Below are 13,709 nucleotides of genomic sequence, written 5' to 3'. Positions count from 1 at the left end.
TCCTCCTTCACCGTCACGTTTCATAGGGCCACGAATCACCAGAAGGGGGACACCCGCCCTCCGTTCGCGCGCACCAGGGGCCGGTTCACGGCCCTGTTTTTTCTTGGAGAGTTGCCAATGGCTGGCTATCCCGCCGACCGGCTTTCCTTTCCCGACATCCTCGACCCGGTGCTGGAAGCGCCGGAAGGGGACGACACCGCCCTCGATCGCGCCATCAACGAGGTGGCCGAGGCGCTGGCCGACAGCGGGACCCTGATCGTCGATGCCCTGGGCCAGGCGGCCTACGGCGTGACCGACGAGGAGGCCGTTCTCGGCCTGATCGACACCTACATCCGCGTCCTCCTGCATCTCGGCGAGGTGGAGGAGGCGGCGGACATGGGCGAGGTGATCGAGCGCATCCAGAATTTCCAGCGCCGGCGCAAGCACCGCGGTTCGCGCGCCTCCTGACCCGGCCCTTTCCTCAGGCCGGCCCCCTCAGACTGGCGGGACGGTTCCGCCGCTCAGCCAGCGGGTCGCCAGGGCGCGCAGCCGCGCAGTCTGCTGCCGCTGGCGGTAGACGGACACGGCGTAGCCGATCCCGATGAAGCCGACGATCACCACCCAGAAGCCGAACAGATAGCGCCAGTCCGCCCCCGCGGTCAGCAGCACCAGCAGGACCAGCGTCACCACCCCCGCCACCACCCCGCCGATGATGCGCATCCGCAGGAAAGCGGCCTCGTCGCTCTGTTCGAAATCCTCGGCCAGCGCCTGGATTTCCAGTCCGGCCTGACGGCGGGCCTCCGCCGCCGGGTTCAGCGCATCCATGCCATCTCCATTCCGTTTGTCGGGCCGTTTGTCGGGCTTCGAACCCCAGGCGCGATGATCCGTCACATTCGCCTGCTATGAAAGGAAGAACAGGCAAAACGCGCTTCCGGCCCTTGGCGCTCACGGTGTGAACGGGCCGCTTCGGGGAGTCTCGAACCATGCAGACCGGTTATGTGCGCACCTACGAACGCATCGCCCCGCTCTACGACGCGCTGGACCTCGGTTACGAGGTGATGTGGAAGCGGCGCCTGCGCCGGGGCACGTTCCGCGGCCTGTCCGGGCGCATCCTGGACGCTGGGGCTGGCACCGGCTGCAACATCCCCTTCTATCCCGAGGGCGCCCGGATAACCGCGGTGGACGCCAGCCCGGCCATGCTGGCCCGCGCCGCCAAGCGGGCGGACAGGCTGAGGCGGGCGGTGGAGTTCCGGGTGATGGATCTGGCCGCCACCGGATTCCCCGACGGCCATTTCGACCATGTGGTGGCGACCTTCGTCTTCTGCGTCCTGCCGGAGGATCTTCAGGTGCCGGTGCTGCGCGAGATGCGACGCATCCTGAAGCCGGAGGGGACGCTGCGCATCCTCGACTACACCCAGTCGGAGCGCTCGGCGGCCCGGTTGTGGATGCGCGTGGTATCGCCCTGGCTGAGCTTCGCCTTCGGTGCCCGCTACACCGCTGGCTACGAGGGTCATCTGCCGCAGGCCGGCATGGGAGCGGTGGACAGCCGCTTCGTAATGGGCGATTGCGTGAAGCTGGTGGAGGCCCGCCCGGCCTGAGCCGCCGGGCCCTCCGTGTCAGCCGGTCAGCCGGCGCGCCGCTGCTCGTGGGCCGGGCCGCCGCCGAAATGGCCGAGCGCCTGGGCGAGCGCGTCGTCGAACACCTCCGCCTTCTCCGTGAAATAGTCGAAGTAGCCGTAATGGCGGCGCAGCGGCAGCTCGGTCAGCGAGCGGATGCGGTAGGCCGGGTCGTTGAGCGTGCCGCGCTCCATCAACTCGATCACCCGGCGCAGCCGCGCGACCTCCGCCTTGTAGGAGTTGGCGAACCACTGGCGGATCTTCCAGTTCTCCACCTCCAACTGGTTGCGCGGCACCGGCCCGATCCAGGAGACGGGGAAGGGCGCAGCCACCGTCACCTCGTCGAAGCCGTGCAGTTCCGACAGGATGATGCTGCGGTGATAGGCGCCGTCGATCAGCCCGCCGGGGGCCTCCTCGAAGCCGTAGAGATAGAGCCAGAGGGCGCTTTCCACCGCGTCCGCGGTGATGTCCTCAAGCCCGACCTCCCCGGCCATCAGGCGGCGGGCGGCGGCGTTGCCGTGCAGCAACCCGTTGCCGGAGCGGAAGTCGTAGGTGTTGAAGACGACGCCGACCTCGGCTTCGTTCAGGGTGCGGGCGATCTCGGCCACGGTGTCGCGGTCGCGCACCGGGGCGTATTGGCGGGCCGGCATCAGCCGCTCCAGCACCGCCGAGGGCGACAGCGGGACATCCAGCCAGCGCCGCGCGTTCTCGCCCAGCACCGGGCGGAACACGCCCTTGTGCCCGAACAGGGCGGTCTGCCAAGCCTGGAGCAGCCCGCCGGACGCCCCCCTGTGTTCAAGAAGCAGGCGGCGCACGTCCTCGCCGCGCAGCCAAGCGGCCAGCACGACGATCTGCCCGGAGGTCACCGTGAACAGGTCGGGCATCCGCTCCAGGCGGTCGAGCGCCGTCAGCACGCCCGCGCCGTGCAGGTTGAACCCACCGAAGCCGCCCAGGGCGACCGCTCGTTTCTGCATGTGAAAAACTCCAACCAAAGACCAACCGTCCCGCGAGGCGCCGCTGTCGCGGACCGCCTGCGGGGCGCTACTGTCGCTGTATCAGGGAAAAATGAGGGCTGTCCGTGGTCAACCGGCGGCCCGGCCGCCATCCAGGCGGTGGGGGTTCAGGTCGGCCGGCCGTCCTTTCAGAAACGCGGCCAGCCGGCCCAGCAGGGACCGGAGATGGTCGGCGCGCATCCGGGCGGCCTTGCGGCGGATGTGCTGCAGGTCGCGTTCGGAGGGAAGGGCGGAGGCGAAAGTCGAAGGCGTGTTCATAAGGGACCTCCTCAAAGGATTGAGAAGGCGTCTCCCCCTCGGGAAAGGGCTTATCGTTATGTTGCAGTGCACAATATGGGGCAGTGGCGCTGCCCCGTCAAGGCTGGTCCGCTTTTTGTCCACCGCTCTCCGGTCGGGGAAGACGATCAATCGCCGGTCTGTCTCACCGGATTGTGGTTCAGAAGATCCTGGATGGCGCTTTGAAGCTGCCGCGGGGTGACCGGCTTGCGCACCACGGCCAGCCCGAGCGCCGCCGCGTCGCGGTCGCACTCGGTGCCGATCTCGCCGGTCAGGATGATCGCCGGAACCGATGACCCGACCAGCCCGCGGATTTGCACGATGGCTTCCGTTCCGATCCGGCCGTTGCGCAGCCGGTAGTCGGCGATGATCAGGTCCGGGCGGCGGTTCAGTCCGCGCAGCCGCTCCAGCGCCTGCTCGGCGGAACCGGCGACGGCCACCTCGTACCCCCATTCCTGGAAGATGGTCCGCAGCCCCATCAGGACGATGACGTCGTCCTCGACCAGAACGGCCAACCGGCCGTCGCCGGACGGGGTGGCCTCCGCTTCGGGGGCGGGGAGGGGAGAGCCGGGGCGGCGCGCGGCGCTTCGATGGAGAAGACCGACCCATGGGCCGGTTCGGAGCGCACCGACACCGGATGGTTCAGCAGCCGGGACAGCCGCTTCACGATGGCGAGCCCCAGGCCGAGCCCCTGGCTGCGGTCGCGTTCCGGATTGGCGACCTGATGGAACTCCTCGAAGACCTTGGTCTGCTGCTCCGCCGAGATGCCGATGCCACTGTCCTGCACCATGATGCGGACGGTGCCGTTCGCCGCCTCGCAGGACACGCGGACATAGCCCGCCTCGGTGTAGCGGATGGCGTTCTCCACCAGATTGCGGAGCATCCGGCCGAGCAGCAGCCGGTCGCTGCGCACCGCCAGATCTGGCGCGGGCTGGACGACGGTGAACTCCAGCCCCTTGCTGGAGGCGATCGGGACATAGGCCGCCTCGATCTCGTCCAGCATCGGGCGCAGGGACACCGTGTCGATTTGCGGGTTGATGACACCGGCGTCCAGGCGCGACACGTCCAGCAGGCTGTCGAGAAGATTCTTCAGCGTTTCCAGCGCACGCTCCAGCGAGGCCAGCGAGCCGCGCCCCTTGACGGGATCGACGTGGTGGTGCAGGACCCCGGCGAACAGCAGGGCGGATTGCAGCGGCTGGCGCAGGTCGTGGCTGGCCGCGGCCAGGAACTTCGACTTGGAGACGTTGGCCTCGTCGGCCTTGGCCTTGGCGTCGCGCAGGGCCTGCTCCATCATCTTGCGCCCGGTGATGTCGATGTTCAATCCGCTGAGCCGGACTAGGCGCCCGTTGTCATAGACGGGGCGCCCGATCGCCATGATCCAGCGCACCCCATCGCGCGGATGAAGGATGCGGAACTCCCCGCGGTAATCGGAACGCCGGGCTTCCAGCACGTCCTTTGTGAACTGGCGCACCGAGTCCCGGTCCGCCGGGTGGACCAGTTCGAAAAAGCTGTTCTCGCCGGGCGTGAAGTTGTCCGGAGTGACGCCGTACAGCCGGTACATGCCATCCGACCAGGCCAGTGTCCGGTCGCGCTGGTCGAAATCCCAGATGCCGGCTTCCGACGCGGCCAGCGCGATGGTCAACCGCTCCTCGCTGCGGCGCAGCGCCTCCTCCAGGGCCTTGCGTTCGGTGATGTCCAGATTCAGGCCGCTGAAGTGCAGCGGCGTGCCGTCGGGGCCGTAGCTGACCCGCCCGATCGACGAGACCCAGCGGATGGCGCCGCCGGGCTGGACGATTCGGTACTCCAGCCGGACGTAGGAACGCCGCTCGGCGAGCATTTCCGTCTGGGCCTTCAGCGTCGCGATGTCGAAATCGTCGGGATGGACCACCGACCGCCACATGGCGCTGGTCGCCTCATGCACGGCGGGATCGAGGCCGAAGATGCGGTGGGTTTCTTCCGACCAGTGCCCCTGGCCGGAGGTGAGATCCCAGTCGAAGGTGCCGGCCAGGGCGGATTCAAGGGCGAAGCTTAGCCGGTCCTTGCTCTTGCGCAGATCGTCCTCGGCCTGGCGCCGCCGGGTGATGTCGAGGAGATAGACCGACATCCCGTTCGCGTTGGGAAAGGCCCGCATCCAGAACCAGCGTCCGGTGCGCATCCCTTGGAATTCATCGTCGATCGGCGTCTGCCCGGCCATCGCCTGATGGGCCTTGCGCCACAGCGGCGTGTCGACCAGTTCCGGAAAGGCGTCCCACAGCGACCGCCCGCGCAGGTCGCGGCCCTGGGCGACCAGAGCGACCGCCTTGTCGTTCAGGTAGGTGAAGCGCCAATCGCGATCCAACTCGATCACGCCGTCCACCGTGCTGCCGAGCACCGCCGCCATGCGGAGCGCGTTGCTGCGTGCCAGATCGTGCGCGCGCAGGAAGCGCCACAGGCTCCAGCCCGCGGTGATCCCGGCGAACAGGAAAAGCCCGATGAAAATGATGAGCGTGCGCCGGGCGGCCGCGTTGACCGGCCGCATGGATTCGTCCTTGTCCAGGCTGACATGGACGTAGAGGTTGGGAACCCCGGCGGCCAGCGGCGACACTGCGGTGATCCTCATCCGGCCATCCGGACCGGGCGCTTCGACCACACGCCGCTCGCCCTGGTCCAGCAGAACTTGGTAAGGCGTGTGGAGCGGTTTGCCGACGGTGTCCGGCATCTCCGGCTGGTGCGCCAGGACGATGCCGGAGCGGTCGGCGATCACCACCTCAGCGTCGTCCGGCAGACTCTTCTCGCGAAGGAACAGGTTCAGCCACGTTGTGTCGAGGAGTACCGTCACCACGCCTGCCGGAACGCCGTTCCCGTCCTTGTAGGCCAGGGCGAAGGGGATGGAGGGGCGGCCCGTGGTGCGGGAGGTCAGGGTGGCCCCGTTGGTTTGCTCCCCGCTGGTCAACGCCTCCTGCCAATAGCTGCGATCAGCGACCGAAAGACCGCGTGCCTGCGGTTGGGTGGAACACCAGATGGTCCCAGACCGGTTGCTGATGCTCACCGCCAGATACGGTGGAAACTTCGCCTTGATCCGAAGAAGTGTGTCCTGACAGGCCGCTGGAGACAATTGCCCTATGCCCATCTCCGTAAGGGCAACCAAAACGTGTTCGATATCGTCGGCGATGCGCTGCTGTTCGGATTCGACCTGATCCAGAAGCTGCATCGACTCCAGGCGGATTTCCGTTTCCCGGGACTTGCGCAATTCCAGGATGTTGTACACTTCAAAGGCGATCAGCGGTAATGCAACCATAAGGAAAAGAATCGACAACCGACGCGCCGACCATCCAGGCCGCTGGTCCGGCTCGCTGGTCTTCACACGTATCTCCCTACTCCACCCCTCTCCAAGTGAAGATTGCCAGAATACGATGGTAATTGATACAGGCTGTCCGTTCTATCCCCATCGCCGTTTCTCTTTTTCTTCAAAAGGCTGTCACGCTACAAGGCCAGTGTAACCGCAGGTGGCTTCCACCACGGCGGCCAGCCGCAGCACCGCCGCGTCGGACAGGCGCGGGCCGGCGATCTGCAGCCCAACCGGAAGCCCGCCGCTCTCCGTCAGCCCACAGGGGACCGAGCAGGCCGGCGCGTAGCAGTGATTGAACAGAGGTGTGAAGACCGCGTGGCCGCGTGGCGTCACCGGTCGCCCGTCGATGGTGGCGGGGCCAAGCCGGTCGAACGGCCATGCGGTGACCGGAGTCGTCGGGCAGACCAGCAGGTCGTACCGTGTGAAGAGGGCGGCCAGCGCGCGGTAGGCCTCCTCCCGCAGATGCAGGGCGTGGGCGACCTCCGCGCCGCTGGTGCGCAGCCCGGCGCCGATCTGCTGTCCGATGTCAGGGTCGAACAGGTCCGGCGTGGCGCGGTAGCGCTCGCCGTAGAGCGCGGCGAGGCCGGCGAACTGGAGGGGCATCAGGCCGCTTTCCCCGGCACCGTCGGGCCAGACCGGGTCGGCCTCCTCGACGATGGCCCCGGCGTCGGCGAGACGGTGAACGGCGCGCTCCACGCAGGCCGCGACCTCCGGGTCCACGGGGGCGTCCAGCCCCAGCCGTCGGCTGTAGGCGATGCGCAGGCCCGCCGGGTCAGGGTTGGCGGCGGCATGGACGAAGGAGCCGGACACCGCCACCGATTGCGGGTCGCGCGGGTCCGGCCCGGCCAGCGCGTCGAGCATCAGCGCCACGTCGGCGACGGAGCGGGCCATCTGGCCGATCACCGAATTGCCGAACACCGGCTCGGCGAAGCCGACGGGGTGGGGGACGACGCCGGCCGAGGGCTTCATGCCGACCACTCCGACATGGGCGGCGGGCCGGCGGGTGGAGCCGCCGCCGTCAGTGCACAGCGCCAGCGGCGCCAAGCCCGCCGCCACCGCGCTGGCCGCCCCGCCGGAGGAACCGCCGGGCGTCAGCGCCACGTCCCAGGGATTCCGGGTCGGGCCGTGCAGGCGATTGGTCGTCACCCCCTTGCAGGCGAATTCCGAGCAGTTGGTGATTCCCGCGAAGACGGCGCCCGCGGCGCGCAGCCGGGCCACCGCCACCGCGTCCTCCGGCGCCACGAAGTCCTCGAACAGCCGCGATCCCTGGCGGACCGGCTGTCCGCGCACCCAGATGTTGTCCTTCACCGTGAAGGGCACGCCGAGCAGGGGCAGCGCCTCGCCTCGCGTGGCACGCTCGTCGGCGGCCCGCGCCTCCGCCCGCCCGGCCTCCGGGTCGAGATGGACGATGGCGTTCAGCCGCGGATTCTCGGTCGCGATCCGCTCCAGCAGATCGTCGTAGAGGGCGACGGCGCTGACCGCGCGGGCGGCGACCTGTTCGGCGATCCGGCGGGCGCTCATCATGCGCATGGGGTGTCCTCGGCAGCGGTGGAAAGGTCCGGGGTGGGGGCCGGCGGCAGGGGAATGACCAGCGCCGCGGCGCCGACCAGCGCGGCGGCGGCGGCCGCCAGATAGCCGGCGGAATAGCCGAAGCCCCCGGCGACCAGCAGGCTGAACAGCGCCGGCCCGATGACCAGCCCGGCGTAGGCGATGGCGAGCATGCCGCCCGTCGCCTCGCCCGCCCGGCCCGTCGGGGCGAGACGGGCGACCTCCGAAACGAACAGGCCGTTCCAACCGCTCGCCGACAGGCCGAAGGCGGCGCAGACGGCCAGGAAGGCGGGCACCGGCCAGCCGGGGGAGGCGATGGCGACCAGGGCGGCGGCCACGCTCATGGCGACGCCCAGCCCGGCGAGGATGACGCGGGGCGGCGCCCAGCGCGTCGCCACGAGGCCCCAGCCGACGCGTCCCACCAGCCCGGCGCCCTGCGCCACCGCCAACGCCGTGCCCGCCAGCGGCAGGCTCCAGCCCAGGCCGGTCACCGCGAAGCTGACCAGGAAGCCGTTCAGACAAAGCTGCATGGCCGAGAAGGCGCAGACAGCCATGGCCAGCCGGCGCAGCGCCGGTTCCCCGACGACCAGATCGAGCGCGCGCTTCAACGTGCCGCGCCCGGCGGGGCGGGGGGCGGCGCGGTCGTCGCCGTCGTGGCGGCGGGCCAGTGGCTCCAGGACGAGCGCCAGGACGGCGGTGGCGCCCGCCACGACCAGCAGGCTGGCCTGCCAGCCGACGGACAGGACCAGCAGCGGCACGGCAAATCCCGCGGCCATGCCGCCGAACTGGTTGCCGGTCTGGCGCAGCGAGAAGACCAGCGGGCGCTTCTCCGGCGGGGTCAGCCGGGACAGCAGCTGCGTGCTGGCCGGCGTTTCCGGCCCGAAGGCGAAGCCCAGCGCCAGCGCCCCCAGCAGGAAGGCGATGGGAAGGGCGCTGGCCGACAGCAGCGCGGCTCCTGCTGCGGCGAGCAGGCAGGCCTGGCAGGTGCGGATCGCCCCCCAACGGGCGATCAGCCCGCCCGCCCCCAGCGACGCGGGGATGGCGGCGGTGAAGACGACCGCGGTATAAAGGCCGAGAAGCCCCGGATCGACCCCCAGGTCGGGCGCCGCCTGCGGCGCGATCACCGGAATGGCGAAGAGACACAGCCCGACGAACGCCTGAACCGCCGCCATGGCGATCAGAGGCAGCAACCAGACGTTCATGGGGACTCCACAAGGAAAGGGACGGGCCGATGGCCGGCGGGATTTCGTTGCATGCGGTGGATGTGGCGCGCGGGGTGCCCGCCGAGGGGATGCGGGTGGAACTCTATGCTTTGCGGGACGGACAACGGGACAGGCTAGCGGAAAGCCGTTTGTGTGCCAATGGCGCGCTCGACCATCCGGTGGTCGGCGGCGCGGGCGTGACGGCGGGCGTCTACGAGGCGGTGTTCCACATCGGCCCTTGGCTGCGCGCGCAAGGGGCGGGAGGGGCGGAACCGGCCTTCCTGGAGGAGGCGCCGTTCCGCTTCACCGTCACCGACGTGGCGCAGCACTACCATCTGCCGCTGAAGTTCACCCCCTGGGGCTATTCCCTGTTCCGCGGGGCATAAGTTAGCGGAGCTGGCGCGACAGGCCGGCGACCCGCTCCATCACCACCATCGCCAGGACGGTGACGGCGATCAGCACGCCGGACACCGCCGCGGCGCGGACGTCCAGGCTGTTCTCCAGGATCTGCCACATGCGGATGGGCAGCACCTCGTTGCGGGCGTCGGCCATGAACAGCGACACCGGAATGTTGTCGAAGCTCGACATGAAGGCGATGAAGGCCCCGGCGCCGATGCCGTTGCGGATGGTCGGCAGCGTCACCCGGCGGAAGGTGTAGAGACGCCCGGCCCCGAGGCTCTCGGAGCTTTCCAGGAGCGCGGGGTCGAGCTGGGCGAGGCTCGCCAGCGTGGTGCGCAGGACGTAGGGCACGCTGACCACGATGTGGCCGATGGCCAGCGTCAGGAAGGACAGTTCCACCCCCGCCGTGCTGAAGAACACCAGCGAGGCGAGGCCGAAGGCCAGCGCCGGCAGGACCAGCGGCGACATGAACAGCGCGTCCAGCCCGCGCGCCCAGGCGCGGCGGCTGCGCCCGATGGCCAGCGCCGCGGCGGTGCCCAGCACCACCGACACGGCGGTGACCACGGCGCCCAGCTTCAGGCTGACCAGCGCGGCGTCCTGGAGCTGCCACGCGTCGATCAGCGAGGCGTACCAGCGCAGGCTGTAGGACGGCGGCGGGAACTTCAGCGAATAGCCGTCGGTGAAGGAGGTGACGAGCACCACCAGCGTCGGCGCCGCCAGCAGCAGCAGCGCCGCGCCGGCGAGCGTGCCCATGACGAGGCCGAAGGAGGCGCTTCCCAGGGTCGGGCGCTGCATGTCAGGCATGGACGTACCCCTTGCTGGCGCGGCCCAGCAGGTTGAACAGCATCACCACGCCCAGCACCGACACCATGAAGACGATGGAGATGGCGGCGGCGAAGGGCCAGTTGTGGAGCGTGATGGTCTGTTGATAGATGTATTGCGGCATGAACAGCATCTGCCCGCCGCCGACGAGCGACTGGGTGATGAAGGCGGTGACGGCGGCGGCGTAGGTCAGCAGGCACCCCGCGACGATCCCCGGCAGGCTCAGCGGCAGCGTCACCTTGAGGAAGCCCCGCCACGGCCCGGCGCCCAACGCCGCCGAGGCGTCGAGCAGGTTGGGGTCGAGCCGCGACAGGGTGGTGATGAGCGGCAGCACCATCAGCGGCATCTGCACCTGCACCAGGGCGGCGACCAAACCGCCTTCGGTGTAGAGCAGGCGCAGCGGCGTTTCCGCCAGACCCAGCGACAGCAGCAGATTGTTGACGATGCCGTCCCGCCCCAGGATGACGATCCACGCAAAGGTGCGGACCACGACCGAGGTCAGCAGCGGCAGGATGATGACGAGGATCAGCGCCGACTGCATCCGCGGCCCGCTGCGGGTGTAGAGCCAGGCCAGCGGATAGCCGAACAGCAGCGTCAGCGCTGTGACCTTCACCCCCAGCAGCAGCGTGCTGCCGAGCACGGCCAGATTGAAGGTGTCGCCGAAGAAGCGGATGTACTGGTCCAGCCTGAACCGCGTCATCTCCGCGTCGGCGTAGAGGCTGACGGCGACCAGCAGGAGCAGCGGCGTCACGAAGAACACCGCGAAGAAGGCGGCCAGCGGCAGCGCCAGCGTCCATTCCCGCCCGATGCGGGGCCGTGCGGCGGTCGCGGGTCCGGCGAGGCCGGGGGCGGTGATGGCGGTCATGGGGTGGAGTCCTGTGGCAATCGCATTCTTGGTCCCCTCTCCCCTCCGGGGAGAGGGTTAGGGTGAGGGGGTTGCGCATGGCGGTGCGTCCGGCAAAGGCGCGACCCCCTCACCGGCCCTGCGGGCCACCCTCTCCCCAGAGGGGAGAGGGCTAAGATTGGCCATTAGGGTAAGGGGGGCCCGTCTCCCGCACTTACACCTTGATCTCCTTGTTGAACCGCTCGATCCAGCCGGCGCGGTTCTGGTTGATCACCGACCAGTCGTGGAACACGAAGGACGCCTTCAGCTCCTCCTGGTCCTTGGCGATCATGCGGGCGATGTCGCCGTCCATCTGCACCTTGGCATTCGTCGGGATGACGTAGAAGGGCGCCTGCATCAGCTTGGTCTGGACCTCCGGAGCCATGGCGGATTCGATCAGCGCCGCCGCCAGCTTGGCGTTGGGCGAGTTCTTGGTGATGTGGGCGGTGGTCAGGAAGGCGATGGTGCCGGTCTTCGGCTTGGCGAACTCCACCGGCACGCCGCGGGCGCGCAGGATCTGAATGGCGTTGAAGTTGCCCGGGGAGATGTCGATCTGGCCCTGCTGGAACAGGGTGGCGAGCGCGCCGGGGTTGGGGGCCACGGCGCCGAGGTTCGGCTGAAGCTCCTTCAGAGCGGCGAAGGCCGGCTCGATGTCGTTCTCGCTGCCGCCGCGGGTCTTCGCCAGTTCGACCATGAAGGCGGTGCCGAGCGTCGAGTTCATGTTGGTGATGCCGACGCGGCCCTTGTATTCGGGCTTCCACAGGTCGTCCCAGCTCGTCGGCGGGGTCTTGACCTTCTCCGGGTTGTAAGTGATGCCGACCGCCTGGAAGAAGATGCCCGGCCCTTCGGGCAACTGGGCCACCGGCAGCAGATCCTGGTAGTTCTTGCTGTCCGCGACGGGGAAGGGGGCGGCCAGGTCCTGGCCGATCACCGACAGGCGCGGGCCCGGGTCCATCAGCATCACGTCGATCGGCGGGTTGGCCTTGGCGGCGGACACCTTGGCGATCATGTCCACCGACAGCATCGGGTCCAGCGCGATGTCGGCGTTGCCCGTGGCCTTGCGGAAATGCGGGACGATGACGTCGCGGTGGGCTTCCTCCCAGCTTCCGGTGAAGGTGGCGAACACCAGCTTGCGCGCCTGCGCCCAGCTCATGCCGGGGAACAGGGACATGGCGCCGAGCGTGAGGCCGGCGGCGAGGATCTGGCGGCGGTCGAGGGTCATCGGCAGGCACTCCAGGGGGAGGAGGAGAGAAGGGGGAGGGGCGGACTCAGGCGCCCGCGGGAACCGCGAAGGCGCGGCAGGTCTGGTGGGAGACGGGTTGCAGCCGGACCGGCGTGCCGGGCGCGCGCAGAGCGGCGCCGGCCACGCGCGGGTCGGTCACCTTCACCTGCCCGCCGTCGGCGGTGCGCACCTCGTAGACGACCACGGGGCCGAGCGGCAGGGCGAGGTCAACGGTGCCGGCGATCTGCTGGGGCGCCGCCTCGGCGGCGAGCCGCAGATTCTCCGGTCGCACGCAGAGGATGGCGGGGTCGCCGGCGCCCAGCGCGGCGTCGGGCGTGACGGCGGTCAGAACGGTGCCGGCCTCCAGCGCCACCTCGGCGACGCTGCCGGAGGCGCGGACGACACGGCCCCGCAACTGGTTGGCGCTGCCGACGAAGCCGTTGACGAACAGGGTTCCGGGGCGGTCGTAGACGTCTTCCGGCGTGCCGAACTGCTCCAGCTTGCCCCGGCTCAGCACGGCGATGCGGTCGGCCATGCTCAGCGCCTCCTCCTGGTCGTGGGTGACCATGATGGTGGTGATGCCGAAACGGCGCTGGAGCTGCTTGATCTCGATCTGCATGTCCAGCCGCAGATTCTTGTCGAGCGCCGCGAAGGGCTCGTCGAGCAGCAGGATGCTCGGCTGGATCGCCAGGGCGCGGGCCAGCGCCACGCGCTGTTGCTGTCCGCCGGACAACTGCTTGGGGAAGCGGTCGCGCATGGCGTCCAGCTTCACCAGACCCAGCATCGCCTCCACCCGCGCCCGCACGGCGTCGCGGGCGGCACCCCGCGCCTCCAGCCCGTAGGCGACGTTCTGCGCCACGGTCATGTGCGGGAACAGCGCGTAGTTCTGGAACACGATGCCGACGCCACGCCCGGCGGGCGGCAGGCTGTCGACCACCCGGTCGCCGATGACGACGCGGCCCAACGTCTGCGCCTGGAAACCGGCGAGGATGCGCAGCAGCGTGGTCTTGCCGCAGCCGGACGGCCCCAGCAGGGCCACCAGCTCGCCCGCCTTGATCTCCAGCGTCACGTTGTCCACGGCGGTGGAGGCGCCGAAGCGGTGGGTAATGCCGTCCAGTGTCACCGCGACGCCCGCCGGCGTGGCGGGGTCCTCCGCGGCGGGCGGCGGAGACGGGTGGTGGTGCGAACGGGCGGATTGGAGTGCGGCCATGGGGCGTGTCCTGGTAGGGCGCACCGGTGGAAACCCCCGGTGGCGCGTCGCAGGACAGAGGGAGAGCAACCCGCGTGCCACTCCCATGGGTTCAAGGGCGCTCCGGCCCCGAACCCTCGCATACTCTGGTGTTCACCCCATGGTCATCGTTCGGTCGCGGCGCGAAGCTGGGCAGATTGCCCGTTGAATATGCCTAAAAATTAATCGCCGC

15 protein-coding genes are annotated in these 13,709 nt (G+C 69.3%); 4 read left to right on the top strand and 11 right to left on the bottom strand.

Annotated features, from left to right (window positions below; all coding sequences use genetic code 11):
- Nucleotides 1-117 precede the first annotated feature (117 nt).
- Nucleotides 118-447, top strand: a complete 330-nt coding sequence (locus ACWPXE_RS02795; RefSeq protein WP_454016599.1) for a hypothetical protein — start codon at nucleotides 118-120, stop codon at nucleotides 445-447.
- Nucleotides 448-474: 27 nt separating this feature from the next.
- Here the strand turns inward: ACWPXE_RS02795 and ACWPXE_RS02790 are convergent, their stop codons facing one another.
- Nucleotides 475-804, bottom strand: a complete 330-nt coding sequence (locus ACWPXE_RS02790) for a hypothetical protein (RefSeq protein WP_149167250.1) — start codon at nucleotides 802-804, stop codon at nucleotides 475-477.
- 158 nt (nucleotides 805-962) lie between these two features.
- Here ACWPXE_RS02790 and ACWPXE_RS02785 point away from each other — a divergent pair, with 158 nt between their 5' ends.
- Nucleotides 963-1,577 carry a class I SAM-dependent methyltransferase gene (locus ACWPXE_RS02785; protein WP_454016598.1) on the top strand — a complete coding sequence of 205 codons (615 nt, stop codon included), beginning with the start codon at nucleotides 963-965 and terminating at the stop codon, nucleotides 1,575-1,577.
- A gap of 26 nt (nucleotides 1,578-1,603) precedes the next feature.
- Here the strand turns inward: ACWPXE_RS02785 and ACWPXE_RS02780 are convergent, their stop codons facing one another.
- The 4 genes from ACWPXE_RS02780 to ACWPXE_RS02765 all read right to left on the bottom strand — a co-directional run bounded on the left by ACWPXE_RS02780 (nucleotide 1,604) and on the right by ACWPXE_RS02765 (nucleotide 5,993).
- Nucleotides 1,604-2,569 carry a hypothetical protein gene (locus ACWPXE_RS02780; RefSeq protein WP_237907316.1) on the bottom strand — a complete coding sequence of 322 codons (966 nt, stop codon included), beginning with the start codon at nucleotides 2,567-2,569 and terminating at the stop codon, nucleotides 1,604-1,606.
- 108 nt (nucleotides 2,570-2,677) lie between these two features.
- Nucleotides 2,678-2,866, bottom strand: a complete 189-nt coding sequence (locus tag ACWPXE_RS02775) for a hypothetical protein (RefSeq protein ID WP_454016597.1) — start codon at nucleotides 2,864-2,866, stop codon at nucleotides 2,678-2,680.
- A gap of 146 nt (nucleotides 2,867-3,012) precedes the next feature.
- Nucleotides 3,013-3,399 (bottom strand): response regulator, encoded by a 387-nt coding sequence (locus ACWPXE_RS02770; protein WP_454016596.1) that lies wholly within the window; start codon nucleotides 3,397-3,399, stop codon nucleotides 3,013-3,015.
- The gene (locus ACWPXE_RS02765; RefSeq protein ID WP_454017895.1) at nucleotides 3,363-5,993 is read right to left on the bottom strand and encodes a PAS domain-containing protein; all 2,631 of its coding nucleotides are present in this window, start codon (nucleotides 5,991-5,993) and stop codon (nucleotides 3,363-3,365) included. Before ACWPXE_RS02765 ends, ACWPXE_RS02770 begins: the two co-directional genes overlap by 37 nt.
- Nucleotides 5,994-6,014: 21 nt before the next feature.
- Here ACWPXE_RS02765 and ACWPXE_RS02760 point away from each other — a divergent pair, with 21 nt between their 5' ends.
- Nucleotides 6,015-6,152, top strand: a complete 138-nt coding sequence (locus ACWPXE_RS02760; RefSeq protein ID WP_454017927.1) for a hypothetical protein — start codon at nucleotides 6,015-6,017, stop codon at nucleotides 6,150-6,152.
- Between the two features lie 189 nt (nucleotides 6,153-6,341).
- Here ACWPXE_RS02760 and ACWPXE_RS02755 read toward each other — a convergent pair whose 3' ends face one another.
- Nucleotides 6,342-7,742: an amidase gene (locus ACWPXE_RS02755; protein ID WP_454016595.1), complete on the bottom strand. Its 1,401-nt coding sequence runs from the start codon at nucleotides 7,740-7,742 to the stop codon at nucleotides 6,342-6,344.
- Entirely contained in the window at nucleotides 7,733-8,962 is a 1,230-nt protein-coding gene (locus ACWPXE_RS02750) for an MFS transporter (protein ID WP_454016594.1), read from the bottom strand. The genes ACWPXE_RS02755 and ACWPXE_RS02750 overlap by 10 nt, the downstream gene beginning before the upstream one ends.
- A gap of 29 nt (nucleotides 8,963-8,991) precedes the next feature.
- Here ACWPXE_RS02750 and ACWPXE_RS02745 point away from each other — a divergent pair, with 29 nt between their 5' ends.
- Nucleotides 8,992-9,348: a hydroxyisourate hydrolase gene (locus ACWPXE_RS02745; RefSeq protein ID WP_145624522.1), complete on the top strand. Its 357-nt coding sequence runs from the start codon at nucleotides 8,992-8,994 to the stop codon at nucleotides 9,346-9,348.
- Between the two features lies 1 nt (nucleotide 9,349).
- Here ACWPXE_RS02745 and ACWPXE_RS02740 read toward each other — a convergent pair whose 3' ends face one another.
- The 4 genes from ACWPXE_RS02740 to ACWPXE_RS02725 form a co-directional block, all read right to left on the bottom strand.
- Nucleotides 9,350-10,165 carry an ABC transporter permease gene (locus ACWPXE_RS02740; protein ID WP_040136197.1) on the bottom strand — a complete coding sequence of 272 codons (816 nt, stop codon included), beginning with the start codon at nucleotides 10,163-10,165 and terminating at the stop codon, nucleotides 9,350-9,352.
- Nucleotides 10,158-11,048, bottom strand: coding sequence for an ABC transporter permease (locus ACWPXE_RS02735; protein ID WP_454016593.1), 891 nt, complete (start codon nucleotides 11,046-11,048; stop codon nucleotides 10,158-10,160). The genes ACWPXE_RS02740 and ACWPXE_RS02735 overlap by 8 nt, the downstream gene beginning before the upstream one ends.
- Nucleotides 11,049-11,241: 193 nt before the next feature.
- Nucleotides 11,242-12,288: an ABC transporter substrate-binding protein gene (locus ACWPXE_RS02730; protein WP_454016592.1), complete on the bottom strand. Its 1,047-nt coding sequence runs from the start codon at nucleotides 12,286-12,288 to the stop codon at nucleotides 11,242-11,244.
- Nucleotides 12,289-12,334: 46 nt separating this feature from the next.
- Nucleotides 12,335-13,498 (bottom strand): ABC transporter ATP-binding protein, encoded by a 1,164-nt coding sequence (locus ACWPXE_RS02725; RefSeq protein ID WP_454016591.1) that lies wholly within the window; start codon nucleotides 13,496-13,498, stop codon nucleotides 12,335-12,337.
- Nucleotides 13,499-13,709 lie beyond the last annotated feature (211 nt).

Source organism: Azospirillum sp. Marseille-Q6669, from assembly GCF_965111635.1.
This window is presented reverse-complemented; position numbering and strand designations above follow the sequence as displayed.

Bases quoted from the DNA above. Each gene is read 5' to 3' on its own strand.
- ACWPXE_RS02775 (WP_454016597.1), bottom strand. From the start codon at position 2,866: ATGAACACGCCTTCGACTTTCGCCTCCGCCCTTCCCTCCGAACGCGAC.
- ACWPXE_RS02740 (WP_040136197.1), bottom strand. From the start codon at position 10,165: ATGCCTGACATGCAGCGCCCGACCCTGGGAAGCGCCTCCTTCGGCCTC.
- ACWPXE_RS02745 (WP_145624522.1), top strand. From the start codon at position 8,992: ATGGCCGGCGGGATTTCGTTGCATGCGGTGGATGTGGCGCGCGGGGTG.
- ACWPXE_RS02725 (WP_454016591.1), bottom strand. From the start codon at position 13,498: ATGGCCGCACTCCAATCCGCCCGTTCGCACCACCACCCGTCTCCGCCG.
- ACWPXE_RS02785 (WP_454016598.1), top strand. From the start codon at position 963: ATGCAGACCGGTTATGTGCGCACCTACGAACGCATCGCCCCGCTCTAC.
- ACWPXE_RS02730 (WP_454016592.1), bottom strand. From the start codon at position 12,288: ATGACCCTCGACCGCCGCCAGATCCTCGCCGCCGGCCTCACGCTCGGC.
- ACWPXE_RS02755 (WP_454016595.1), bottom strand. From the start codon at position 7,742: ATGCGCATGATGAGCGCCCGCCGGATCGCCGAACAGGTCGCCGCCCGC.
- ACWPXE_RS02735 (WP_454016593.1), bottom strand. From the start codon at position 11,048: ATGACCGCCATCACCGCCCCCGGCCTCGCCGGACCCGCGACCGCCGCA.
- ACWPXE_RS02750 (WP_454016594.1), bottom strand. From the start codon at position 8,962: ATGAACGTCTGGTTGCTGCCTCTGATCGCCATGGCGGCGGTTCAGGCG.
- ACWPXE_RS02765 (WP_454017895.1), bottom strand. From the start codon at position 5,993: ATGGGCATAGGGCAATTGTCTCCAGCGGCCTGTCAGGACACACTTCTT.
- ACWPXE_RS02780 (WP_237907316.1), bottom strand. From the start codon at position 2,569: ATGCAGAAACGAGCGGTCGCCCTGGGCGGCTTCGGTGGGTTCAACCTG.
- ACWPXE_RS02790 (WP_149167250.1), bottom strand. From the start codon at position 804: ATGGATGCGCTGAACCCGGCGGCGGAGGCCCGCCGTCAGGCCGGACTG.
- ACWPXE_RS02795 (WP_454016599.1), top strand. From the start codon at position 118: ATGGCTGGCTATCCCGCCGACCGGCTTTCCTTTCCCGACATCCTCGAC.